The sequence below is a fragment of the Vibrio sp. LQ2 genome (assembly GCF_023920125.1).
Lineage (GTDB): Bacteria > Pseudomonadota > Gammaproteobacteria > Enterobacterales > Vibrionaceae > Vibrio > Vibrio fluvialis.
The window spans coordinates 3,264,959-3,288,545 of record NZ_CP085308.1; the positions used below are offsets into that span (position 1 = coordinate 3,264,959).

At 54.1% G+C, this 23,587-nt stretch carries 20 protein-coding genes; 8 read left to right on the top strand and 12 right to left on the bottom strand.

What is annotated here, in order from left to right:
* Positions 1-33: 33 nt before the first annotated feature.
* Positions 34-504, top strand: coding sequence for an ATP-dependent Lon protease (locus LGV68_RS15240; protein ID WP_140229734.1), 471 nt, complete (start codon positions 34-36; stop codon positions 502-504).
* Between the two features lie 81 nt (positions 505-585).
* Here LGV68_RS15240 and LGV68_RS15245 read toward each other — a convergent pair whose 3' ends face one another.
* Both LGV68_RS15245 and LGV68_RS15250 read right to left on the bottom strand, forming a co-directional pair.
* Complete coding sequence (locus LGV68_RS15245; RefSeq protein ID WP_061057133.1) at positions 586-2,895, bottom strand: Tex family protein; 2,310 nt, start codon at positions 2,893-2,895, stop codon at positions 586-588.
* Between the two features lie 55 nt (positions 2,896-2,950).
* Positions 2,951-3,613: a hypothetical protein gene (locus LGV68_RS15250; RefSeq protein ID WP_047459239.1), complete on the bottom strand. Its 663-nt coding sequence runs from the start codon at positions 3,611-3,613 to the stop codon at positions 2,951-2,953.
* Between the two features lie 143 nt (positions 3,614-3,756).
* Between LGV68_RS15250 and greB the strand changes: the two genes are divergently transcribed.
* Both greB and LGV68_RS15260 read left to right on the top strand, forming a co-directional pair.
* Positions 3,757-4,242: a transcription elongation factor GreB gene (greB, locus tag LGV68_RS15255; protein WP_020329346.1), complete on the top strand. Its 486-nt coding sequence runs from the start codon at positions 3,757-3,759 to the stop codon at positions 4,240-4,242.
* 136 nt (positions 4,243-4,378) lie between these two features.
* Complete coding sequence (locus LGV68_RS15260; RefSeq protein WP_020329347.1) at positions 4,379-5,377, top strand: LacI family DNA-binding transcriptional regulator; 999 nt, start codon at positions 4,379-4,381, stop codon at positions 5,375-5,377.
* 8 nt (positions 5,378-5,385) lie between these two features.
* Here LGV68_RS15260 and edd read toward each other — a convergent pair whose 3' ends face one another.
* Both edd and LGV68_RS15270 read right to left on the bottom strand, forming a co-directional pair.
* The gene (edd, locus tag LGV68_RS15265) at positions 5,386-7,191 is read right to left on the bottom strand and encodes a phosphogluconate dehydratase (RefSeq protein ID WP_252535647.1); all 1,806 of its coding nucleotides are present in this window, start codon (positions 7,189-7,191) and stop codon (positions 5,386-5,388) included.
* The gene (locus LGV68_RS15270; protein ID WP_047459248.1) at positions 7,188-7,709 is read right to left on the bottom strand and encodes a gluconokinase; all 522 of its coding nucleotides are present in this window, start codon (positions 7,707-7,709) and stop codon (positions 7,188-7,190) included. The genes edd and LGV68_RS15270 overlap by 4 nt, the downstream gene beginning before the upstream one ends.
* Before the next feature lie 159 nt (positions 7,710-7,868).
* On the opposite strand from LGV68_RS15270, the gene LGV68_RS15275 reads away from it, so the two are divergent.
* From LGV68_RS15275 to envZ, 4 genes are all read left to right on the top strand, one after another.
* Positions 7,869-9,248 carry a GntP family permease gene (locus LGV68_RS15275; RefSeq protein ID WP_020329350.1) on the top strand — a complete coding sequence of 460 codons (1,380 nt, stop codon included), beginning with the start codon at positions 7,869-7,871 and terminating at the stop codon, positions 9,246-9,248.
* A 12-nt stretch (positions 9,249-9,260) separates the two neighbouring features.
* Positions 9,261-9,866: a bifunctional 4-hydroxy-2-oxoglutarate aldolase/2-dehydro-3-deoxy-phosphogluconate aldolase gene (locus LGV68_RS15280; protein ID WP_172465285.1), complete on the top strand. Its 606-nt coding sequence runs from the start codon at positions 9,261-9,263 to the stop codon at positions 9,864-9,866.
* Positions 9,867-10,139: 273 nt separating this feature from the next.
* Complete coding sequence (ompR, locus tag LGV68_RS15285; protein ID WP_020329352.1) at positions 10,140-10,862, top strand: two-component system response regulator OmpR; 723 nt, start codon at positions 10,140-10,142, stop codon at positions 10,860-10,862.
* Positions 10,863-10,934: 72 nt separating this feature from the next.
* Entirely contained in the window at positions 10,935-12,242 is a 1,308-nt protein-coding gene (envZ, locus tag LGV68_RS15290; protein WP_020329353.1) for a two-component system sensor histidine kinase EnvZ, read from the top strand.
* Positions 12,243-12,318: 76 nt separating this feature from the next.
* On the opposite strand, the gene LGV68_RS15295 is transcribed toward envZ, so the two are convergent.
* The 6 genes from LGV68_RS15295 to gmk form a co-directional block, all read right to left on the bottom strand.
* On the bottom strand, positions 12,319-13,710 hold the full coding sequence (locus LGV68_RS15295) for a uracil-xanthine permease family protein (RefSeq protein ID WP_032080316.1): 1,392 nt from the start codon (positions 13,708-13,710) through the stop codon (positions 12,319-12,321).
* A 267-nt stretch (positions 13,711-13,977) separates the two neighbouring features.
* The gene (gene recG, locus LGV68_RS15300; protein WP_020329355.1) at positions 13,978-16,056 is read right to left on the bottom strand and encodes an ATP-dependent DNA helicase RecG; all 2,079 of its coding nucleotides are present in this window, start codon (positions 16,054-16,056) and stop codon (positions 13,978-13,980) included.
* Between the two features lie 88 nt (positions 16,057-16,144).
* On the bottom strand, positions 16,145-16,831 hold the full coding sequence (gene trmH, locus LGV68_RS15305) for a tRNA (guanosine(18)-2'-O)-methyltransferase TrmH (RefSeq protein WP_020329356.1): 687 nt from the start codon (positions 16,829-16,831) through the stop codon (positions 16,145-16,147).
* Positions 16,832-16,975: 144 nt separating this feature from the next.
* Positions 16,976-19,096 (bottom strand): bifunctional GTP diphosphokinase/guanosine-3',5'-bis pyrophosphate 3'-pyrophosphohydrolase, encoded by a 2,121-nt coding sequence (gene spoT, locus LGV68_RS15310; RefSeq protein WP_020329357.1) that lies wholly within the window; start codon positions 19,094-19,096, stop codon positions 16,976-16,978.
* A 38-nt stretch (positions 19,097-19,134) separates the two neighbouring features.
* A complete protein-coding gene (gene rpoZ / locus LGV68_RS15315; protein ID WP_004728487.1) occupies positions 19,135-19,407 on the bottom strand; it encodes a DNA-directed RNA polymerase subunit omega in 273 nt (90 codons plus the stop codon).
* A gap of 102 nt (positions 19,408-19,509) precedes the next feature.
* Positions 19,510-20,133 carry a guanylate kinase gene (gene gmk / locus LGV68_RS15320; protein WP_020329359.1) on the bottom strand — a complete coding sequence of 208 codons (624 nt, stop codon included), beginning with the start codon at positions 20,131-20,133 and terminating at the stop codon, positions 19,510-19,512.
* A 396-nt stretch (positions 20,134-20,529) separates the two neighbouring features.
* Here gmk and LGV68_RS15325 point away from each other — a divergent pair, with 396 nt between their 5' ends.
* On the top strand, positions 20,530-21,195 hold the full coding sequence (locus LGV68_RS15325) for a 7-cyano-7-deazaguanine/7-aminomethyl-7-deazaguanine transporter (protein ID WP_020329360.1): 666 nt from the start codon (positions 20,530-20,532) through the stop codon (positions 21,193-21,195).
* An 80-nt stretch (positions 21,196-21,275) separates the two neighbouring features.
* Here the strand turns inward: LGV68_RS15325 and LGV68_RS15330 are convergent, their stop codons facing one another.
* Positions 21,276-22,979 carry a sodium:solute symporter family protein gene (locus tag LGV68_RS15330; RefSeq protein WP_044363295.1) on the bottom strand — a complete coding sequence of 568 codons (1,704 nt, stop codon included), beginning with the start codon at positions 22,977-22,979 and terminating at the stop codon, positions 21,276-21,278.
* Positions 22,980-22,991: 12 nt separating this feature from the next.
* Positions 22,992-23,258, bottom strand: a complete 267-nt coding sequence (locus LGV68_RS15335) for a DUF4212 domain-containing protein (protein ID WP_020329362.1) — start codon at positions 23,256-23,258, stop codon at positions 22,992-22,994.
* Positions 23,259-23,587 lie beyond the last annotated feature (329 nt).

Sequence of the window (23,587 nt, forward strand, 5' to 3'; positions counted from 1 at the left end):
ACCGGGCCGGGCGATACTGAGGAGGTTTCGGCTATGATCGTGTCACCGACAAATGTCAGCGTGCCACTTATCGCCCCATCAGTAAACGTGCCGACAGAGCAGGCCGCGCGTGACAACCGAGTCCGTGAGCCTGTGATGCCGACAGTAGAGCTGACCAAACCCAACGCGGAGCGTAAGGTCAAAGGCGACGACAAACGGCGTAAGCAGTCGTCCTGGGATCCGTCTGAGCATCCCGGCTATGAGCTGGATCAGGAGACCGAGACGGCGGTGCGTCCGCATGACGAGCCGAAAAGTGAGCTGGAGCGATTGTTCGATCTGCTGGCTTTGTCGACTTACAGCCATTCGCAGGGTAAAGGTTATGCGATGCGGTTTCGCCTGCCGAAACGCGTTATTGATGCTGCGATAACTGAAGGCAAAATGGCCAAGCGGCGCACCGTAATCAAATTCCATTACGGCCATGCTGTAGCGCCGAACACGCCATCAGAAGTGATTGCGGTCTTGTAGTCATCGCTTGCGATGAGACACGCAGAAAAAATCCCCAGCGGAATATTCCACTGGGGATTTTCTTTTTCAGCTCAATTGCGCTTATTTCTTCGCTTTGGCAAAGGCCGCGGCAAAGGCGCCGCTCATCGCGCCACCAGCGTTGGACGGTTCATCACGCCTACGCGGCGAACGCTCTTGGCGCGGCTGGCTGCTGCGAGCCGGACGGCTTTCCTGGCCCGGTTCGTCGTTCAGGCGCATAGTAAGCGCAATGCGTTTACGCTGCACGTCAACTTCCATGACCTTAACTTTCACGATGTCGCCCGCTTTGACCACTTCGCGGGGGTCGGAGACAAAGCGATCGGTCAGCGCAGAGATGTGGACTAACCCGTCCTGATGCACGCCGATGTCGACAAATGCGCCGAAGTTGGCCACGTTCGACACCACGCCTTCCAGCACCATGCCAATTTCGAGATCCGATACTTCATTCACGCCGTCGGCAAAGGTCGCGGTTTTGAACTCAGGGCGCGGGTCACGGCCCGGCTTGTCGAGCTCTTTGATGATGTCGCTCACGGTCGGCACCCCGAAGTGTTCGTCGGTGTAATCGACCGCGCGCAGGTTACGCAGAAACTCGCTGTTCCCAATCAGCGCTTTGATCGCTTTTTGGTTTTTCTCCGCGATGTTTTTCACTACCGGATACGCTTCCGGGTGCACCGCAGAGGCATCGAGCGGGTTTTTGCCATCCATAATGCGCAGGAAGCCGGCACACTGTTCAAAGGCCTTTGGCCCCAGACGCGGCACTTTTTTCAGTGCACTGCGCGAATCAAAGCGGCCGTTTTCATCGCGGTAGTCCACGATATTCTGCGCCAGCGTGCTCGACAGGCCCGCGACGCGCGTGAGCAGCGCCGGAGAGGCAGTGTTGACATCCACGCCCACGGCGTTTACACAGTCTTCCACCACGGCATCAAGACGCTTGGCCAGCATCGACTGGCTGACGTCGTGTTGATATTGGCCGACCCCGATGGATTTCGGATCGATTTTCACCAGCTCTGCCAGCGGGTCTTGCAGGCGACGGGCAATGGACACTGCGCCGCGCAGGGAAACATCCAGATTCGGGAACTCTTTGGCAGCCAGTTCGGACGCTGAGTACACCGAAGCGCCGGCTTCGCTCACCGTGATTTTCTGCACTTTGAGGTTGCCGCGCTTGATGAGGTCAGCAGCAAAAGCGTCGGTTTCACGCGATGCGGTGCCGTTACCGATCGCAATCAGATCAACATGGTGTTGCTTCACCAGCGCTGCCACGCTCGCCATCGCGCGGTCGTATTGATTGTGCGGTTGGTGCGGGTAAATGGTGTCAGTCGCCAGCACTTTACCGGTGGCATCCACTACCGCCACTTTACACCCAGTACGCAGGCCCGGATCGAGGCCAAGGGTTGCGCGCGGGCCTGCCGGGGCTGCCATCAGCAAATCTTTCAGGTTGGTGGCGAACACGTCGATAGCATCGATTTCGGCGCGCTCTTTCATCGCGCTCATCAGTTCGGTTTCCATGTGCATCGAAACCTTGATGCGCCATGACCAACTGATCACCTGTTTGCGCCACGCGTCGGCTGCCGCTTGGCTGAGGTGAATGCCGTAATGTTCGGCAATCAGGGTTTCGCAGTACGACTGACGCGCGGTCTCTTCCAATTCCGGATCGGCGTTGAGCGTCAGGGTCAGGAAGCCTTCGTTGCGGCCACGTAGCATGGCCAACGCACGGTGCGACGGCACTTTGCTGATGGGCTCGCGGTGGTCAAAGTAATCTTTGAATTTCTCGCCGTCACGCTCTTTCCCTTCCACCACGCGAGAGACGATTTCGGCGTTACGCGTCAGGTGCTGACGGATTTTTTCCAGCAAGTTCGCATCTTCGGCGATGCGTTCCATAATGATGGCACGTGCGCCGTCCAGCGCCGCTTTGCTGTCGTCGATGCCTTTGTCAGCGGCAATGTAGCGTTCTGCTTCACGCTCCGGATCGGTATCCGGCTGCGTCCACAGTTTATCTGCCAGCGGTTCCAGACCCGCTTCAATCGCGATTTGGCCTTTGGTGCGACGCTTAGGTTTGTATGGCAGATACAGATCTTCCAGACGGGTTTTGCTGTCGGCGTCCTGAATCGCTTGTTCCAGTTCAGGAGTCAGTTTGCCCTGATCCTGAATGGATTTGATAATGGTCTGGCGGCGGTCATCCATTTCGCGCAGGTACGCGAGGCGGCTGTCCAGCGTACGCAGCTGGGTATCGTCCAGACCGCCGGTGACCTCTTTACGGTAACGGGCGATAAACGGAACGGTGTTGCCGTCGTCAATCAGTTTGACGGCGGCGATGACTTGCTCTGAGCGAACGTTCAGCTCTTTGGCAATCGATTGACAGATAGCTAAGCTCATGGTTGATATCACTTTTTACAACAGAATCACTGAAGTGGGGGCAACAGAGTCTATTTTAAACGTCTACCAGCCTTGTCAGAGAAGATTGAATTTCGTCGGTGTGGGTTTGGGGGCGCCAGCACTGGCAATAGGCGGCGTAACTCATCCAGGTGTACCCCAGCAGCTCGAGTCCTTCCTGCAAGGCACTCTTGAATACAAAATTGTAGTCCTGACCCATGATGTGCTCCCACAACAGTCGTCCGCTTCCGAACACGCGGCTGAAGACCAGCACCATGAGTAATCCGCCGACCATATACACATACTCTCTTTGCTTTGTAAAGGCAGCCAGCGGAATCCAGATGGAGTCGTTGCAGTACAGGCATGCGTACCCGATACACAGCATGGCCGTCAGCAGAGCCGGAATCAGCCAGAAACCGTGATAGACGTGATCAAACAGCTGGTCGAGCTCGCGGATCAGTACGCAGCTGAAGAAGCCCGCCGCCAGCAGATAAAAACCGCGTGCTGGTGGCGTGCGTTTGGCTGCCAGCGCAAACAGCAGCGCGGCAAAAGCGACTAATGTTTCCTGAGTGAGCTCGGTGACGGAGAGCTCGCCGATGTCATTGTGTAGAATCGCGAGGTCAATATACAGGGCGAGTGGTGCGATAAGCAGCATGACAATCAGGGTCAGCAACTCTTTAGCGCTGGCGAGGATTTGGAGTTTTGCATCGTGTGCAGACATAATGAAGTCGACTCGAAAGTAATTCTTAATCGCACAATGCTATTGAAACAGTGTTTTTTAATGTAATAAAACAAACTAAAATGATGTGATTTTAGGTTTTGGATTTTTTTAACCAAATGATTATTAGAATGTTTAAGGTGTAAATGAAAACCAAGCTGATCACCCGCGAAGGGTACAATAAACTCAAAAAAGAGCACGACTATCTGTGGAATGAACGCCGTCCAGAAGTGACCAAAATCGTTACTTGGGCGGCCAGCCTTGGTGATCGCTCCGAGAATGCGGACTACACGTTCAACAAGCGTCTGCTGCGTCAAATCGACCGCCGGGTGCGTTTTCTGCGCAAGCTGCTGCCAGAGCTGAAAATCGTCGATTACTCTCCGCAGCAGGAAGGCAAAGTGTTCTTCGGCGCCTGGGTTGAAATTGAAAACAGCGCGGGCGAAGTGAAAAAATTCCGCATCGTCGGGCCAGAAGAGATTTACGGCGACGATGTGAAAGATTACATCTCGATTGACTCGCCGATGGCGCGGGCGCTGCTGAAAAAAGAGGTCGATGACGAGTTCGTGGTCCGTACGCCGAGTGGCGAGAAAGAGTGGTTCATCAACCACATCGAATATGAGAAAAATGCGTAAATGCGCACGCGATCGCTCAGTTTGGCGTGCTTTTGTGAAAAACTGGCGTAGTTTCGGTTACAGCCTTGTTTTATCATAGCCCGCCGACACCGGGGTCGTGACAGGGCGGCGTTAGCCCGCACCGATTAGGATAAGTATGCAGCGAAAAACCAGACCGACATTACAAGACATTGCCGACCAGGTGGGCATCACCAAGATGACCGTGTCGCGCTATTTGCGTGACCCGAATTCGGTGGCGCAGAAAACCCAGGAAAAAATCGCGGCAGTGATTGATGAGCTCGGTTACATCCAGAACCGCGTGCCGGCGATTCTGTCCAAATCCTCCAGCCGTGCGATTGGCATTATTCTGCCTTCGCTCTCCAACCAAGTGTTTGCCCATTTGGTGCAGGGGATTGAAGCGGTCACCAAAGCGGCCGGTTACGACACGCTGATTGCGCATACCGGCTACAGCTCCAAAGAGGAAGAAGAGAAGATCGCGGCATTGCTGTCCTATCGTGTGGATGGCTTGATCCTGACCGAAACCAACCACACCGACCGCACGTTGCAGATGCTCAACTCGGCTGGCATCCCGGTGGTGGAAACCATGGAAATTCCGCTCAGCCCGATTGATATGGCGGTCGGGCTTGATCACGAGCAAACCTCTTACGAAGTGGTGCAGAACATGATTGCGCGCGGCAAAAAGCACATCGTTTATCTCGGTGCGCGCTTGGATACGCGAACCCGCTTGCGGATGAAAGGGTATGAGCGAGCGATGCAGGATGCCGGACTGGAGCCGCTGCAGGTCTCAACGGGTGAGCATTCGAGCTTTACGCTCGGTGGTGCGCTGCTGGAAAAGGCGCTGCGCGAACAGCCGCAACTGGATGCGATTTTCTGCACCAACGATGACGTGGCGATTGGTGCCATGATGTATTGCGCCCACAAAGGTATCAAAGTGCCAGAGCAGATTGGTGTGGTCGGGTATAACGCGCTGGATATCGGTCAGGCAATCATTCCTAAGCTGACCAGTGTTGAAACGCCGCGTTTTGAAATTGGTAAAAAAAGCGCAGAGCTCTTGCTGGCTGCGCTCTCAGGAGAAACGGTGGAGCAGAAAGTGTTTGATCTCGGCTATCGCCTCACCGAAGGCGACAGCCTGTAATTCTCACTTTACTGCGCGTCGAATAGAAACGTCGCGCCCTGATCCGCCGCTGTCACCAGATGGCGCGCCTGACCAAACAACTCTCTGCCCCAACTCTGCTGCGTTGTTGCGCAGTTGGGTGCCACCGCCGTGCGGCCACGTAAATCCGTCAAACAGGTTAACTGACCTTGAGTGGCATCGAGACGAATCCGGTCTCCATTTTGAAGCAAACCAATCGCGCCACCGCGCAGTGCTTCTGGCGAAACATGAATCGCGGCCGGAATTTTGCCCGATGCACCCGACAAACGACCATCGGTGACCAGCGCCACGCGATACCCCGCTTTTTGCACGTTGCCCAGAATCGGCATCAGTTTGTGCAATTCCGGCATGCCGTTGGCCGCAGGTCCGCTGTAGCGTACGACGACCACACAATCCTGATTCAGCTCGCCGCGATGATAGGCCGCTTCGACATCGTGCTGCGAATCGAACACCTTCGCCTCGGCTTCAATCACGTGATGCTGCGCTTTGACCGCTGAAATCTTAATCACGCTCTGACCCAAGTTGCCTTGCAGCACTTTAATACCGCCGCTGGCCTGAAACACTTCGCCTTGCGGCGCAATCACGCTGGGGTTGAGAGTCTCGGTGCACGCTTGCCAGTATAGTTCGCCACGCCGCAGCTGTGGGCGCTGCAATTGCTGCTCAAAGCTGCCGATGGCGGGCGTCACATTTTGATGCAGCAGGCCGCGCTCATTGAGGCGCGTCATCAGCATCGGCACGCCGCCGGCGGCTTCAAATTCATTGATGTCGGCGGTGCCGTTCGGATAGACATTGACCAGCAGCGGCACCACATCGGACAGATCGCTGATGTCCTGCCAAGTCAGAATCAGGCCCGCGGCGCGCGCGACTGCAACCATGTGAATGGTGTGGTTGGTGCTGCCGCCGGAAGCCAGCAGCGCTATCACGCCATTGACCAGACTTTCTTCGGTCACCACGTCGCTGAGTGGGCGGTAACCCGGTGTGCCCGGCGCCTGCGCCGCAATCGCTTGGGCGGCGTAATCGGTCAATGCCTGGCGTAGCGCGCTGTGCGGCGGCACAAACGCTGATCCCGGCAACATCAAGCCCATGGCTTCAAACACCAGTTGGTTGGTGTTGGCGGTGCCATAAAAGGTGCAGGTGCCCGGTGAGTGATAAGAGCTGCATTCCATCTCCAGCAGTGCGTCGCGACCGACCTGACCGGCGGTGTACTTCTGGCGCACATCAACTTTTTCTTCGTTGCTGATCCCGGTCGCCATGGGACCGGCAGGAATGAACGCGGTCGGCAAATGAGCGTAGGCGAGTGCGCCCATCAGTTGCCCTGGGGCTATTTTGTCACAGATGCCGAGCAGCAGGGTGCCATCGAACATGTTGTGGCTGAGAGACATCGCTGTGGTCTGGGCAATCAGATCGCGTGAGAACAGCGACATGTCCATGCCCGGTTGGCCTTGAGTCACGCCATCGCACATCGCGGGTACGCCGCCGGCCACTTGCGCAGTATGGCCAAGCGGTGCCAGTGTGGCTTTGATTTGCTCAGGGTAGTTTTTATAGACCTGATGGGCGCTGAGCATGTCGTTGTAAGCGGTGACGATGGCCAGATTGGAACGGGTTAAGTCAAGAATGTGCGATTTTTCGTTGCTGCATGATGCGGCGATCGCGTGGGCTAAGTTACCGCACGACAGGCTGGCTTTGCCTTTCCCGGCTGCGAGTTGCGCCGCGGTTTTGGCCAGAAATTGTTGCCGGGTTTGTGCGCTGCGCTGGCGAATGCGCTCGGTGACCTGCTCGATGATTGGCTGAATCATGCGACCGCCTCCTGCTGATTCAGTGCCGCGACGGCATGAGCGACCACCTCATCAATGCTGCAATCGATGGGAATGATCAGTACATCGCGCTCGTCGGCAGTCGGGTACTCCAGCGTGGCAAACTGGCTGTCGAGCATATCGGTTTTCATAAAGTGACCCTGACGGGCGCGCATGCGCTCCAGAATCAGAGATTTATCCCCATCGAGAAACACAAACGTCATGTGCTCATTGCCTTCGCGAATCTGGTCGCGATAACACCTTTTGAGCGCCGAGCAGACAATCACCCCACGTTCGCTCTTGTTCTCGAGACTGAATGCGGCATCGCGAATGCGCTCCAGCCAAGGCGCACGATCAGCGTCGTTGAGTGGTTCACCGCGGCGCATTTTCTGAATATTGGCGCGTGGATGTAGGTCATCACCATCGATGAATTTCGCGTCGAGATGCTTGGCAATACTGGCGCCAATGGTGCTTTTGCCCGAGCCACTTACGCCCATAACGATAATGCTGCTACCCGTCATACAGACTCCTTAATCACGAGATCTGAGCGAGATCTCAATTTCGAAAATTGCCCTAAGAATTGACTTTATCTTAGTGGTGTTATCGGTAACATGTTACCCGTAACTTTTAGATTTGTGAACCAATACACAAACATCCAATCCTTGATAAAGGTGAACAAAATGGAACCATTAGCACATAGCCCAGACCCTACTTATCTGCTGCTGATCGCTGCCTGCGCCATCGCAGCATTGCTGATTTTGATTATGAAACTGAAGGTGCACGCCTTTGCTTCGCTGACGTTAGTGAGCTTTGGCACCGCCCTCGCCACTGGTATGCCGAGTGAGAAAGTGGTACCGACTATGATGTCGGGTTTTGGCGGCACATTGGCTTCGGTCGCTCTGCTGGTCGGCCTTGGTGCGATGATCGGTAAAATTCTCGAAGTGACTGGCGGAGCGAAAGTGCTGGCGGACACCTTAATTGGCCGTTTCGGCGAGCAGCGCGCGCCGCTGGCGCTTGGTGTGGCATCGCTGATGTTCGGCTTTCCGATTTTCTTTGATGCCGGCCTGATTGTAATGATGCCGATCCTGTTCAGCGTGGCGAAACGCTTTGGCGGTTCGCCGCTCAAATACGCGCTGCCAGCTGCCGGTGCGTTTGCGGTGATGCACGCGTTTGTGCCGCCGCACCCGGGCCCTGTTGCCGCGTCGGATTTGCTCGGCGCAGACTTAGGCCTGCTGCTGATTGTCGGCCTTTTGGTGGCGATGCCGACCTGGTATTTCGGTGCCTACCTGTTTGGTCTGTATTCTGGCAATAAATTCAACATTCCTCTCTCTAAAGCGTTTCTGAACACCGAAGTGATGTTCAAAGACAAAACTGATTTACCGAAGTTTTCCACGGTTCTGCTGATCCTGATTCTGCCTGTATTGCTGATTTTCATGGATACCGGTCTGAACACGCTGGCGGTGGCGGGCCTGATTGATGGTCAGCAACCCGCGATTGAGTTCCTGCGTATGCTGGGTAAAACGCCGATCGCCCTGCTGATCACTTTGCTGGTGTGTTTGTGTGTGTTCGCTGGCAAATACGGCATGGGTAAGCTGGAAAAACTGTGTACTGACGCGCTGGCGCCGATTTGTGCGGTGATTCTTGTCACTGGTGCGGGTGGTATGTTTGGCGGCGTGCTGCGCTCAAGTGGTATCGGTCAGGCGTTGGCGGATGTTCTGGCGGACACAGGTATGCCCGTGATTGTTGCCGCGTTTGTGATTTCAACCTGTCTGCGCGTCGCGCAAGGTTCGGCCACCGTGGCGCTGACCACCACTGCGGCGCTGATGGCACCGATTGTGTCTCAGACCGTCGGCCTGAGTGAGCTGGATTTGTGTTTTATCGTGATTGCGATTGCCGGTGGTGCGACGGTGTTATCACACTTCAACGATTCCGGTTTCTGGCTGGTTTCCCGCTTGCTGGAAATGGATGAGAAGACCACACTGAAAACCTGGACGGTAATGGAAACCCTGCTCGGCACGATTGCCTTCGTGATCGTCGCGCTGCTTAGCTTCATTTTTTAAGGTGTATTGATGATGACTCTTGAACAACGACTGCAACAAATCAAAATTGTCCCGGTGATTGCGATCAACGATGCGGCGCATGCGGTGCCGCTGGCGAAAGTGCTGGTAGAAAACGGCCTGCCTTGTGCGGAAGTGACGTTTCGTACCGATGCGGCGCAGGAATCGATTCGCCTGATGCGCGACGCGTATCCGGAGCTGCTGATTGGCGCAGGCACGGTACTGACCACTCAGCAAGTCGACCAGGCCATCAGCGCGGGGGCTGATTTCATCGTCAGCCCGGGATTAAACCCGACCACAGTCAAATACTGCCAACAGCGCGGTATTGCGATTGTTCCCGGGGTGAATAATCCCAGTCTGGTTGAACAGGCGATGGAGCTGGGGCTAAAAACACTCAAGTTCTTCCCGGCAGAGCCGTCGGGCGGCGTCGCGATGCTTAAAGCATTGTCTGCGGTCTATCCGGTGCAGTTTATGCCGACAGGCGGCGTTAACCCCCGCAATGTGGCCGACTATCTGGCGATCCCGTCGGTGGTTGCTTGTGGCGGAACCTGGATGGTGCCGAGCGATCTGATGGACAGCGGCAACTGGGACGAGATTGCACGTCTGGTGCGCGAGCTGTAACCCTCTCTGCTCATTCATGAGAAAGTCAGCCCAAGCGGCTGGCTTTTTTGTTTTGTGCTGCATGAAACGGGTTGTTCAGTGCTGATGGGCTATGATAAAAGCAAATTAATGCCTAGCGGCGCGTAACCGCCTCAACCGTCAAAGGGTTGCTGCAAGGCGGTAAACGGAAATAAACGTTAACAATTCTTTGAATCTAAGCGTGCATAACAGTGTTACATTTTACTCGCCCCGGTCTTATCGGGCGCAGTCACTTAATTGGTGGGATCAGGACACATGCAAGAAAACTACAAAATTTTAGTCGTCGATGATGACGCGCGTTTGCGTGCATTGCTGGAGCGTTATTTATCTGAACAGGGATTTCAGGTGCGCAGCGTGGCGAACAGTGAGCAGATGGACCGCCTGTTAACCCGTGAAACCTTTCACCTGATGGTGCTCGATCTGATGCTGCCCGGCGAAGATGGCCTGTCGATTTGTCGCCGTCTGCGTAACGCCAACAATTCAATTCCGATTCTGATGCTGACTGCTAAAGGCGATGAAATTGATCGCATCGTCGGCCTGGAAGTGGGCGCAGACGACTATCTGCCAAAACCATTTAACCCACGTGAGCTGCTGGCCCGTATTAAAGCGGTGCTGCGTCGCCAGGTGATTGAAGCGCCGGGCGCGCCAAGCTCGGACGATACCGTGGTCGAATTTGGCGAATTCCGCCTTAATCTCGGCACGCGGGAAATGTTCCGTGGTGACGAAGCGATGCCACTGACGTCGGGTGAATTTGCCGTGCTGAAAGCGCTGGTAACCAACGCGCGTGAGCCATTGTCGCGTGATAAACTGATGAACATGGCTCGTGGCCGTGAATATTCGGCGATGGAGCGTTCGATTGACGTGCAGATCTCTCGCCTGCGCCGCATGCTGGAGGTTGATCCAAGCAAACCGCGTTATATTCAGACCGTATGGGGTCTGGGTTACGTGTTCGTTCCGGATGGTAAATCCGCCAGCTAATCTGACGCCCCTTGCAGTACCAGTGTCACCCTGACGCTGGTACTCAACATTCTCTTTCCCTAAAGGTGTCTCATGCGTATCCGCAGTTCATTTACTCAAACCATTCTGCTGTTCTTCACTCTGCTGATTGCCAGCCAAGCCTACTCTTATTACGCCCTGTTTAATTATGCGCTGATGCCGAGCTTGCAGCAGTTCAACAAAATCCTCAGCCATGAAATCAGCCTGATGCTGGACGATTCGCCCAATCCGGCAGAACAAGGTTTGTCGATGGATGTGCCGATGAGGCGCAAAGTGCTGGAACAGCTTGGGGTGAGCATCTTCAATGAGAACAGCCCGCAGGCCGATGGTTTCAACCATTCGATGACCATCGATCTGATGAGCGAAGAGATGTCGCAGGAACTCGGTTCGCACACCGAAGTGCGCATGGGGTTGGGCAAAGACAGCTATGTGCTGTGGATGAAAATCGATTTGCTGCCGGGGCAGGTACTGCTGATCCCGCTGTCTGAGCTGCAGGAAGAGGATTTTGCGCCGCTGTTTCGCAATAGCATCGTCATGGCGGTGCTGATTCTGGTTGGCGGCTGGCTGTTCATCCGCTTGCAGAACCGGCCGCTGATTGCGCTGGAAAAAGCCGCCAAAGCGGTGGGCCGTGGTGAAATTCCGCCGCCGATCCGTGAAAAAGGCGCCAGCGAAATTCGCTCCGTGACGCGCGCCTTCAATCAGATGTCGAAAGGCATTCAGGCTCTGGAAGACGATCGCGCGCTGCTGATGGCGGGCATCAGTCACGACTTACGTACGCCGCTGACCCGCATTCGTCTGGCGACGGAAATGATGTCACCGGAAGAGAGCTATCTCGCCGAAGGCATCATCAGTGACACCGAAGAGTGCAACGAGATCATCAGTCAGTTCATGGACTATCTCAAACCCGTCAACAAACAGAGTTTTGAACAGGTTGATTTGAATGAGATTGCCAACGATGTGGCGACGTCTGAAGGTGGCTACGAGGTGCAGGTAGAAGTGAATCTGCATCCGGAACTGGTGCCGGCATTTGGCAACCCGATCGCGATTAAGCGGGCGGTGAGCAATCTGGTCGTCAATGCACTGCGCTACGGTAACGGCTGGGTCAAAGTCAGCACCGGCTTAACCGCGGATAAGAAAATGGCGTGGGTCAGTGTGGAAGATAACGGCCCGGGCATCGAGCCGTCGCAGGTCAACAAGCTGTTTGAACCCTTCACTCGTGGTGACACCGCGCGTGGCAGTGAAGGTACCGGACTGGGGCTGGCGATTGTCAAACGTATCATCAGCCAGCATCACGGCTCGGTGGCGGTGAATAACCGCAGTGATGGCGGCCTGAAAGCGCAAATCAGCTTTCCGACCCGCTAGTTTTTTCCAGCACTGAGACAACGAAAAAGCTCGCCAAATGGCGAGCTTTTTTATGATTTGCAGTCAGGATGCGCGATTACGAATCCAGTGCCTCTTCGCGCGCTTCTTCACGAGGAGTATGTGTTTCTGGCAGCAGCAGGTTAAGCAGAATAGCGGTAATTCCGCCGGCTGCGACACCAGATGAGAAGATGCTCTTAATGAAGTCCGGCATAAATTGCAGGATTTCCGGTTTCTGGGCGATACCCAGGCCCATCGAAAACGACAGCGCCATGATCAGAATCGCGCGGCGATCGAGGTCGACGCGGGAAATGATGCGTACACCCGCCGCAGCGATGGTACCGAACATCACGATGGTCGCGCCGCCCAAAACAGGCTCAGGAATCAGCTGGACAAAGCTCGCCACACCCGGGAACAGGCCAAGCAGAACCAGCATGCCGGAAATGAAGTAGCCCACGTAGCGGCTTGCAACACCAGTCAGCATGATCACACCGTTGTTCTGGCTGAAGGTAGAGTTCGGGAAGCTGTTGAACACCGCTGCCAGCGCCGAGTTGATGCCGTCTGCCAGTACGCCGCCTTTGATACGTTTCATGTATACCGGGCCTTTGACCGGCTCGCCAGACACCTCTGAGGTTGCCGTGATGTCGCCGATCGCTTCCAGCGCGGTGATGAGGAAAATCAGTACCAGAGGAATAAACAGCGACCAGTCAAAACTCAGGCCGTATTGCATCGGAATGGGCAGTGCAATCACGGCGGTATCGCCCAGCTGGCTGGTATCGATCATACCCATCAGGTACGCCATCACATAACCCACCAGCATCGCAATGACGATAGAAGCGACGCGTACATAGGGATTGTGTGAGCGGTTAAGAATCACGATGATTGCCAGCACTGTACCTGCCAGCGCCAGTTTATCCAGACTTCCGAAGGTACCATCACCCAGCGCCGCATAGCCGCCGCCCATGGAAACCAGACCCACTTGTACCAGCGTCAGACCAATCAGCGTCACGACAATCCCGGAGACCAGAGGGGTGATGATGCGCTGGGCAAACTCCAGCACGCGCGACAGCAGAATTTCAGCAAAAGAGGCCAGCAGAATAGTACCGAAAATGGCCGCCATCATGGTTGAGATGTCAGCGCCACCCGCTTTGAGCGCCAGCCCTGCACCGATAATCGGACCAAGGAAGTTAAAACTGGTCCCCTGAATCGACAGCAGACCGGAACCAATCGGGCCGATGGTACGAATCTGGATAAACGATGACAAACCAGAAGCAAACAGCGACATGCTGATGATGGTGTTGGTCTGATCGGCTGGTACGCCTAGCGACTGACAAATGATCAAAGACGGGGTGATTACGGCAACAAACATCGCCAGCAGGTGCTGCAGAGCGGCAAAGAACGTTTGTGGCAGCGGCGGACGGTCATTGAGCTGGTAAACCAGATCGGACTTACGCGTGTTTTGGGTTGTCATGGCAGTTTCCTAATGTGTTATGTCACTTCGCCTGCGCTGAGTGGGCAGTGGAAGCGGAACGCGGACGTTATCTGTGATTGCTGTTAATCAGGTCCGGTTCAGGATGTGGGGATGCACCCCGAGGTAAACGTTTGCGTTTACTCGATTTTGGCGGCGATTATAGAGGTTTTACTCAGAAAGGCAAACGTTTGCTATGGCGTGGAGATAAGTGATTGATCGCGGTCAATCAGCGCGAGTTCGCGCCTGTTCTATTGTCGACAGTGAGAGTTAGGCTTTGGCGTAAACGTCGCGTTCACCCAGCCAGCGGTCGATAATGGCCAGCGCACTGTCCGGGTAATGGTCGTGAATGTGGCGCGCGATGCGTTGTACTTCAGGGATCAGGCGTTGATCGCGCACCAGATCGGCGATTTTGAAATCGGCCAGGCCAGTCTGTTTGGTACCGAGCAGTTCACCCGGGCCGCGGATTTCCAGATCGCGCTGCGCAATCACAAAGCCGTCGTTGCTCTCGCGCAGCACGCCGAGACGCTTCTGCGCTGTTTTTGACAGCGGTGCATGATAGAGCAGCACGCAGTGACTCGCCACGGAGCCACGGCCAACCCGGCCGCGTAGCTGGTGCAACTGGGCCAGACCAAGACGCTCCGGGTTTTCGATGATCATCAGGCTGGAGTTGGGGACATCCACCCCGACTTCAATCACGGTAGTGGCGACCAATAAATGCAGCTGATTGTCTTTAAACGCCTGCATCACGGCCTGCTTTTCCGCCGGCTTCATACGTCCGTGCACCAGACCAATTTTGACCTCCGGCAGTTTGCGCTGCAGCTCTTCGGCGGTCTCGGCCGCCGCTTGTGCTTCGAGCACTTCCGACTCATCAATCAGTGTACAGACCCAATAGGCTTGTTTGCCCTCGGTCAGACATGCATGGCGTACGCGCTCAATAATGTCGTCACGCTTGGTATCCGGAATTGCCACGGTTTGAATCGGAGTACGCCCTGGCGGCAATTCATCAATCACGGAGGTCTCTAAATCAGCGTAGGCGGTCATCGCCAGCGTGCGCGGAATCGGCGTTGCGGTCATGATCAACTGATGCGGGTAAGCACCCTGTTTGGCGCCTTTTTCACGCAGTTCCAGACGCTGGTGAACACCAAAGCGGTGCTGCTCATCAATGATCACCAGCGCCAAATGGTCAAACACCACGTGCTCCTGAAACAGGGCGTGAGTGCCGACCACCATTTTGACTTCGCCGCTGGCAATGCGCGCCAGTTCGGCTTCTTTGGCTTTACCTTTCAGTTTGCCCGCCAGCCAGCCGACCTGAATACCCATGCTTTCAAACCAGTTGGCAAAGTTGATCGCATGTTGCTCAGCCAGGAGTTCGGTCGGCGCCATCAGCGCGACCTGATAACCGTGTTCGATCGCCCGCACCGCAGCCAGTGCAGCCACCAGCGTTTTGCCTGACCCTACATCGCCCTGTACCAAGCGCATCATCGGATGCGGTTTGGCGAGATCGGCTTCGATTTCACGTACCACGCGTGCTTGCGCATTGGTCGGAGAGAAGGGTAACTGTGCCAGCAACTGCTGTTTTAGCTGCTGAGTTTCTGGCAGCGGCAGCGCGATGTCCTGCTGACCTTTGCTGCGTACGGCGAGCATCGACAGATTCTGCGCCAGCAGCTCCTCCATGATCAGGCGAATTTGCGCCGGATGACGGCCTTCGTCAAACAGGCTCAGATCGATGTCCGCTGACGGGCGATGAATGGTGTGCAGCGCTTGGGCGAGGGTGATTTGGTGGTCATACAGGCCCGAGGGCAGTAGCTCCTGCACGGCGGCTTTGTCGAGCAAGGCCAGTGCTTGATCGGTCAGGTTACGCAGCGTGATCTGGCGCAGGCCATCGGTGGTCGGATAGACCGGAGTCAGGTTGGGTTCGACATCGGGGCTTTGCGCCGGGGCGAAAAATTTGTAATCCGGGTGGATGATTTCCAGCCCACCATTACCGCGCTTAATTTCACCGTAAGCGTGCACTAACTTACCGTCGGCGAAGTTGTTCTTCATACCGGCGGTAAAGTTGAAAAAACGCAGCGTCAGTGTCCCGTTGCCGTCACTGATTTTAACCGTCAGCATTTTGCGGCGGCCAAAGGTGGTGTCGACCGCCATCACTTTGCCCTGCACCGCAGCCCACAGGCCCGGATGCAGTTTGATAATCGGGTAGATACGGGTGCGATCTTCATAGCGCAGCGGCAGATGAAACAGCAAGTCCTGAACGCTGTTCAAACCAATTTTTTCCAGCTTCTCGGCCACCTTGGCACCGACGCCGGAGAGTGAACTTAACGGAATTGCTGAAAGAAGCTGCGACATAGATTCAACCACGTAACCAATTGACTGGGTAACTATTCAAACACTGAGCTGTCTATTTGTACAGGGGTAATTCGGCCCGGTAGGCCAATTACGCGCTCTGCATCGCTTTCCACCACGCCTCGTCGGCCACGATCTGGCCTTCGTCATCCAGCTGTGGATAGTCAAGCTTCTTGCGCTTGGCGACTTTCGCCAGCACCGGATGGCCGCGTTCAAACAGAATACGGTTGATGGTTTCTGCGGGCAGTGGACTTTCGTCGCGCTCATACATGCCCGCTTGCTGACGTTGGCGCTGCGCTTCATACAGAATCAGCGCGCCAGCCACCGAGACATTGAGTGATTGCACCATGCCGACCATCGGGATCACGATGTCTTTATCTGCCAGGGCCAGCGCTTGTTTGGAAATGCCCACTTTTTCACTGCCGAGAATGATGGCTGTTGGTTTGGTGTAGTCGATGTCACGAAAATCAACCGCATCGTCCGACAGATTGGTCACCAGAACCTGCATACCCTGATCTTTGAGGTGTTGAATCGCTTCCAGTGTGCTGTCGTGCGTTTGCAGTTCAACCCAGTTACGGGCACCGGCGGAAGTGTGGGTCAGGGTGCGCATCTGTTCATTCGGCCAGATGGCGTGAATTTTGTGCAGGCCGACCGCATCGGCAGTACGAATGACCGCGGAGACGTTATTGGGTTTGTGCACCTCTTCCAGACAGACGGTTAAGTCGGTTTGGCGGGCTTTTAAGACTTCCTGAATTCGGGAATAACGGTCTAAGTTCATGGTTAGGACTCTGAAGTTTTTACCTTTATACCCAAACGACTTCAAAGGGGGTCACTAAGGTGACGACGGGTGAAGTCGTTTGAACATAATCGAAAATAAAAAAGCCCTTGATAGGTGGCTATCAAGGGCAGTTCAAGCGTACGTTTAGTACTTTCTGCGCCTCACTTTCAGCGCATTTGGCATGGTGCGGATCTTCCGCATGATGCCTGCTAAGTGGACGCGATCTTTCGTGGTCAGCAGTACGGTCACCGTATACAGACGGCCATCACGTTCTTCGGTCGACAGGCCGTGGATGTTGGAGCCGGTTTTGGAGATGACATTGGTCAGCTCAGCCAGCGCACCCTGACGGTTTTGCATATCGACTCGCAGCTCGGTAATGAATTCCTGATCGTAATCACGGGTCCATTCTACCGCCATGTACTTATCCGGTTCGCGCTGATAGCCGCGTACGTTCGGACAGGTTTCACGATGCACCACCAAACCTCGGCCCGGAGAGACGTGCGCAATGATCGAGTCATCCGGAATCGGGTGACAACAGTTCGCGAACGTCAGCAGAATGCCTTCCGCACCGCGGATTGGCAGTTTCTTCTTCGGTTTGCCATCTTTGCTTTCGGTTTCCGTCAACTCATCGGCATCGCCCAACAGACGGCGGGCAATCACGATACTCATCAGTTCGCCCAGACCAATTGCGGCCAACAGATCGTTTTCGCTGGCGATCTTGAGGTCGCTCAGAACATGCTTGATGTTGTCGGCACTGATGTCGCTCAGCGACAAATCACCCAAAGCGTGGTTGAGCAGACGACGTCCCAGCGTAATCGACTCTTCACGGCGCATGGTTTTTAGTACCTGACGAATCTTGGTACGTGCGCGCGAGGTCACCACGTAGTTGAGCCATGCTGCATTCGGGCGGGCACCCGGTGCGCTGATGATTTCCACGGTCTGGCCGTTTTTCAGTGGTTTGCTCAGTGGGTATGGTGTGCGATCGACACGAGCGCCGACACAGGTGTTACCTACGTCGGTATGCACTGCGTAAGCGAAGTCAACCGCGGTGGCACCGACAGGCAGTTCCACAATGCGGCCTTTTGGCGTGAAGACGTAAATTTCGTCTGGGAATAGGTCGGATTTGACGTTTTCGATAAATTCGAATGAGTTACCAGCGCTTTGTTGCAGCTCAAGCAGGCTTTGCATCCATCGCTGCGCTTTAATTTGCGCGGTGGTGCCAGCACGATCGCCGTTGGCTTTGTAAGACCAGTGTGCCGCGACCCCTTTGTCAGCCATCTGATCCATATCTTCGGTACGGATCTGCACTTCCACCGGCACGCCGTGCGGGCCGACCATGGAGGTGTGCAGCGATTGGTAGCCGTTGGCTTTCGGGACCGCGATGTAATCTTTCATACGCCCCGGACGTGGTTTGTACAGGCTGTGTACCTGGCCAAGCACGCGATAACAGGTATCGGCGCTGTCGACCACCACGCGGAACGCGTAAATATCCATAATGGTGTGAAACCGCTGCTCTTTGGTTTTCATCTTGTTGTAGATGGAGAACAGGTTTTTCTCGCGGCCCACCACGCGAGCGGGCAAGCCCACGTCTTGCAGGCGACCTTCGATTTCACTGTGAATGCGCTGAATCATCTCTTTACGATTACCGCGCGCGGCTTTCACCACTTCTTTGAGAACGCGATAACGGTTGGGATACAGAGCTTCAAAGCCCAGCTCTTCGAGCTCGGTTTTGATGTTATGAATACCGAGGCGGTGTGCCAGCGGAGCGTAGATTTCCAGTGTTTCACGGGCGATGCGACGTTTTTTGTCCGGGCGAAGAGCGCCCAGCGTACGCATATTGTGGGTCCGGTCTGACAGTTTGATCAGGATAACGCGAATGTCCTGTACCATGGCCAGGACCATTTTTCGAAAGTTCTCAGCCTGTGCTTCTTTGCGATCGCGGAATTTGAGTTTGTCGAGCTTAGATACGCCGTCCACCAGTTCTGCCACGGCATGGCCAAACTGAGCTTCGAGGTCTTCTTTGGTGACGTCACAATCTTCGATAACATCATGCAGGAGCGCGGCTTGCAGCGTTTCTAAATCCAGACGCATTTCTGCCAGAATTCGAGCTACAGCAACAGGGTGGATAATGTAAGGTTCGCCGCTTGAGCGGGTTTGCCCTTCATGGGCATCTCTTGCCACTACATAAGATTGGCGCAGAGCCTCAATTTGAGGCTCTGTGAGATATTCCTGGGCAACATCTTTGAGGCTATCGAATAGATACAAATTTCAGGCCCGAGTGTTGATTAATTCCTGATGCAGAATTAACGGTTGTGCACGATGCTGCTTACCGCTGCCAATTCTGCTGCTTCTTGCTCTTGCTGCTCTTGGCGTTCACGTGCGTCTAGCACATCTTTCGTGATAAGACCTTCTTCGATTTCGCGTAGAGCGATAACCGTTGGCTTATCGTTCTCTTCCGGCACCAGTGAGTCTTTACCGCCAGTTTGCATTTGACGAGCGCGGCGAGCCGCAATCAGAACTAGGTCGAAACGGTTGCCAACTTTTTCAACAGCGTCTTGAACAGTTACGCGTGCCATGAGAACTCCAAATAGTTAACTAAAATGTTGAATGACGAGAAAGTATACAGCCTAACGCGTTGAGATACTAGCGAGAGGCTGGCCAATTTCATGGTGGCGGGCTTAGTCCGCCAGAAGTGCAGCCAGCATACTGCTATATTTAGCAGCTTGCTTATCCTGCTTCAATCTTTCTGCACGCATGATGGCTTTAAAATCCATCAGTGCGACATCGAAATCGTCGTTGACGATCACGTAATCGTATTCGCTGTAGTGCGAAATTTCCGACTGCGCTTCGTTCATACGTTTTGCAATCACTGCTTCGCTATCCTGGCCGCGCGTGTTTAAACGACGCTCCAGCTCTTCTTTGGATGGCGGCAGAATAAAGATGCTTTTCGCCGCTGGCATTTGCTCGCGGATCTGACGCGCGCCTTGCCAGTCAATGTCGAGAAAAACATCGATACCTTTGTTTAAGGTTTCCTCAATCCAGACACGAGAAGTGCCGTAGTAGTTACCAAACACTTCGGCGTACTCCAGAAACTCGCCTTTACCAATCAGGTCTTCGAAGTGCTCTTTCTGTACAAAATGGTAATGCACACCATCTTGTTCGCCAGGACGCATGCCGCGCGTGGTATGCGAAATAGACACTTTCATCGCGTAAGTCGGATTGCGTTCCAACAGCGCCGCGATCAAGCTTGATTTGCCTGCGCCGCTCGGTGCAGAGACGATATATAGAGTACCTTTGCCCATCTGTTCGGTTCCACGTTGGGTTGGGGATTGTGTGCTGAAGCTTGCGCGTTCAACACCCTAAAAGATAGCACTGACCCGCATTTGTTCATTCGGAGGATGAATTTTAGGCCAGAAAAATGGAGGCGAAGATTAGCACGATCCTTTGGATCTTCTCAAGCAAAAGGTCACAGGCTGAGATCGGCTTCGCTGAGTGAGCGAAAGGGGACTCGCGCAATTATTTGATGGTAAAAACGTTTGCTATTTTTTGCTCACTTGCAGGGCCAATTGATTAAGGTATAATCGCCGCCCCTGACGCTGGCTGTGAGCCAGATGAGTGTCAGCGACTAACATAGATGAGTGAAGCTACGGCTTCAATTTGGGTTCCCTCGCCCCCAAAACAAACTAAAAAGGTACAATATGAGTAACTTTACCCCTGCGCAGCAGCGCAAAGCTTTATCCTATCTTGTTCTGTTCCACCTGGTGATCATTGCCTCGAGCAACTACCTGGTGCAGATTCCGTTTACCATCTTTGGTTTTCATACCACCTGGGGCGCCTTCACTTTCCCGTTTATTTTCCTGGCGACCGATCTGACTGTACGTATCTTTGGTGCGCCGATGGCACGCAAAATCATCTTTCTGGTGATGCTGCCAGCGCTGTTGGTGTCGTACCTGTTGTCTGTGGTGTTCTTTGAAGGCCAGTTTCAGGGTTTGGCGCCGCTGAGTGAGTTCAACCTGTTTGTGGCGCGTATTGCCGCCGCCAGTTTTATGGCTTACTTACTGGGTCAGATTCTGGATGTGCATGTGTTTAACCGCCTGCGTCAATTGAAGCAGTGGTGGGTGGCACCGACCGCATCCACCTTATTTGGTAATGCGTTGGATACCATCGCTTTCTTCGCCATCGCGTTCTACCAGAGCCCGGATCCGTTTATGGCGCAGCACTGGACGGAAATCGCGTTGGTGGATTACAGCTTCAAGCTGATCATCAGCCTTGGCCTGTTCGTGCCGATGTATGGTGTTCTGCTCAATTATCTGATTCGCAAACTGACGGCGGTGAACCCGAATTTCACTGTCGCGAAAGCGTAAACCAAGATAAAGAAAAGCCCGGGCAGTGCCCGGGCTTTTTTGTGGAGAGAATCCCTACAATTCACTCGCTCTGGAGAGGATTAATGGTCGTGAGCCGCGCCAGCGCCTTTTGGATAGCGGATAGACTCAACCATGTCTTGGACTTCAGTCGGTACTTCAGCCGTGAATTTGTTCACCACGATTGAGACCACGAAGTTCAGACACATACCCAGCGTACCGATGCCTTCTGGGCTGATACCAAAGAACCAGTTGTCAGGCGTACTTGCTGCCGGGTTGATGAACTTGAAGTAGATGATGTAAGCCGCAGTGAACGCGATACCTGCCACCATACCTGCAATCGCCCCTTCTTTGTTCATCTTCTTGTAGAAAATACCCAGGATGATGGCAGGGAAGAAGGAGGCTGCTGCCAAGCCGAAGGCGAAGGCGACCACCTGAGCCACGAAGCCCGGAGGGTTAATACCCAAGTAACCGGCGCCGACGATGGCGACAATTGCAGCGACACGCGCAGCCATCAATTCCTGTCTGTCGGTCATATTTGGCTTGAAGCCTTTCTTCAACAAGTCATGAGAGATAGACGTTGAGATAACCAGCAGTAGACCTGCCGCTGTAGACAGTGCTGCTGCCAAACCACCTGCTGCCAGCAGACCTACAACCCAGTTAGGCAGTTTCGCCAGCTCTGGAGAAGCCAGTACGATGATGTCACGGTTGATGTTCATTTCGTTGCGAGCATCACCCGAGTAGAACATGCGACCATCGCCGTTCTTATCTTCCCACTTAACCAGACCTGTGCTTTCCCAGTTTTTGTACCAGCTTGGTGCTTGCTCAGCCGTCACACCTTGCATGTCCGGACCGTTGATGGTTTCGATAAGGTTCACGCGAGCAAACGCAGCCACACCTGGTGCAGTGGTATACAGCAGAGAGATGAACAGCAGTGCCCAACCCGCAGAGATACGCGCATCACGCACTTTAGGTACCGTGAAGAAGCGAATGATGACGTGTGGCAGACCAGCTGTACCCACCATCAGAGCCGCCGTGATGAAGAACACATCCACCATGCTCTTGTTGCCTTCAGTGTACGCTGTGAAGCCAAGCTCCTGCGTCAGACCATCAAGCTTATCAAGCAGATAAACATCAGTGCCTGAGATGGTTGAACCCATACCAATTTGTGGCAGCGGGTTACCGGTCATCATGATTGAAGTGAAAATAGCTGGTACAAGGAAGGCGAAAATGAGCACACAGAATTGAGCTACCTGTGTATAAGTGATGCCTTTCATGCCACCCAGTACGGCGTAGAAGAACACGATCGCCATACCGATAACGATACCCACGTTGATGTCAACTTCGAGGAAGCGGGAGAATACCACGCCCACACCGCGCATTTGACCTGCTACGTAGGTGAAGGAAATGAAGATCGCACAGAATACCGCTACCATACGAGCCGTTTTCGAGTAGTAACGTTCGCCGATGAAATCTGGCACAGTGAACTGACCAAATTTACGCAGGTAAGGCGCTAAACACAGAGCCAACAGAACGTAACCGCCTGTCCAACCCATCAGGTAAACCGTACCATCGTAACCGATGAACGAGATGATACCTGCCATTGAGATGAACGATGCGGCTGACATCCAGTCTGCTGCGGTCGCCATACCATTCGCGACAGGGTGTACACCACCGCCTGCGACATAGAACTCACTGGTTGATCCCGCGCGAGCCCAGATGGCGATGCCAATATACAGAGCGAAAGAGAGACCAACGAGAAGAAACGTCCAAGTTTGAATATCCATTGCTAAAACCTCTTAGTCTTCGTGCACGTTGTACTTTTTGTCGAGCGAGTTCATCCGCGCAACGTAAATAAAGATTAAAGCGACGAAGGTGTAAATTGAGCCCTGTTGTGCAAACCAGAATCCAAGCTTAAAGCCGCCTAAATGAATGCTGTTGAGCGCATCGACGAATAACACGCCCGCGCCATAAGATACTAAGAACCACACTGCGAGCAGTGACCCCATAATCCCCAAGTTTTCTTTCCAGTAGGCTTGAGCATGTTCTGTAGATTCGAACGCCATGGCCTTCTCCTTCCTGTTAGATGTTGTGTTAACGCAATGTTACGGTTTGTAATTTAGCAGTGTTTAATCAAGGGATCTGTGCAACTTTAGTCGTGACGGTTTTTGTTTAAAACGATGGAAAATCAAGGCTTCATGGCGGGTTTGTGATGCAGGTTGTGTGTTAAAACTATGTTAAATTAGCCAAAGGTCTAAGAAATCCGCACCAGAAAAGTCGTGTCGGCGGCACTTTTTTAGTGTCGGCAATGCGGAATTTGTGTTGCGCGCCGATCGGCAGCGCTTGCCACACTTAGGTTAGGTGGTATTTGTTTACATAAACTTTTCGTCAAACT

What these genes read in the sequence shown, in the direction of transcription:
- LGV68_RS15240 (WP_140229734.1), top strand. Translation starts at nt 34, where the DNA reads ATGATCGTGTCACCGACAAATGTCAGCGTGCCACTTATCGCCCCATCA.
- LGV68_RS15245 (WP_061057133.1), bottom strand. Translation starts at nt 2,895, where the DNA reads ATGAGCTTAGCTATCTGTCAATCGATTGCCAAAGAGCTGAACGTTCGC.
- LGV68_RS15250 (WP_047459239.1), bottom strand. Translation starts at nt 3,613, where the DNA reads ATGTCTGCACACGATGCAAAACTCCAAATCCTCGCCAGCGCTAAAGAG.
- greB (WP_020329346.1), top strand. Translation starts at nt 3,757, where the DNA reads ATGAAAACCAAGCTGATCACCCGCGAAGGGTACAATAAACTCAAAAAA.
- LGV68_RS15260 (WP_020329347.1), top strand. Translation starts at nt 4,379, where the DNA reads ATGCAGCGAAAAACCAGACCGACATTACAAGACATTGCCGACCAGGTG.
- edd (WP_252535647.1), bottom strand. Translation starts at nt 7,191, where the DNA reads ATGATTCAGCCAATCATCGAGCAGGTCACCGAGCGCATTCGCCAGCGC.
- LGV68_RS15270 (WP_047459248.1), bottom strand. Translation starts at nt 7,709, where the DNA reads ATGACGGGTAGCAGCATTATCGTTATGGGCGTAAGTGGCTCGGGCAAA.
- LGV68_RS15275 (WP_020329350.1), top strand. Translation starts at nt 7,869, where the DNA reads ATGGAACCATTAGCACATAGCCCAGACCCTACTTATCTGCTGCTGATC.
- LGV68_RS15280 (WP_172465285.1), top strand. Translation starts at nt 9,261, where the DNA reads ATGACTCTTGAACAACGACTGCAACAAATCAAAATTGTCCCGGTGATT.
- ompR (WP_020329352.1), top strand. Translation starts at nt 10,140, where the DNA reads ATGCAAGAAAACTACAAAATTTTAGTCGTCGATGATGACGCGCGTTTG.
- envZ (WP_020329353.1), top strand. Translation starts at nt 10,935, where the DNA reads ATGCGTATCCGCAGTTCATTTACTCAAACCATTCTGCTGTTCTTCACT.
- LGV68_RS15295 (WP_032080316.1), bottom strand. Translation starts at nt 13,710, where the DNA reads ATGACAACCCAAAACACGCGTAAGTCCGATCTGGTTTACCAGCTCAAT.
- recG (WP_020329355.1), bottom strand. Translation starts at nt 16,056, where the DNA reads ATGTCGCAGCTTCTTTCAGCAATTCCGTTAAGTTCACTCTCCGGCGTC.
- trmH (WP_020329356.1), bottom strand. Translation starts at nt 16,831, where the DNA reads ATGAACTTAGACCGTTATTCCCGAATTCAGGAAGTCTTAAAAGCCCGC.
- rpoZ (WP_004728487.1), bottom strand. Translation starts at nt 19,407, where the DNA reads ATGGCACGCGTAACTGTTCAAGACGCTGTTGAAAAAGTTGGCAACCGT.
- gmk (WP_020329359.1), bottom strand. Translation starts at nt 20,133, where the DNA reads ATGGGCAAAGGTACTCTATATATCGTCTCTGCACCGAGCGGCGCAGGC.
- LGV68_RS15325 (WP_020329360.1), top strand. Translation starts at nt 20,530, where the DNA reads ATGAGTAACTTTACCCCTGCGCAGCAGCGCAAAGCTTTATCCTATCTT.
- LGV68_RS15330 (WP_044363295.1), bottom strand. Translation starts at nt 22,979, where the DNA reads ATGGATATTCAAACTTGGACGTTTCTTCTCGTTGGTCTCTCTTTCGCT.
- LGV68_RS15335 (WP_020329362.1), bottom strand. Translation starts at nt 23,258, where the DNA reads ATGGCGTTCGAATCTACAGAACATGCTCAAGCCTACTGGAAAGAAAAC.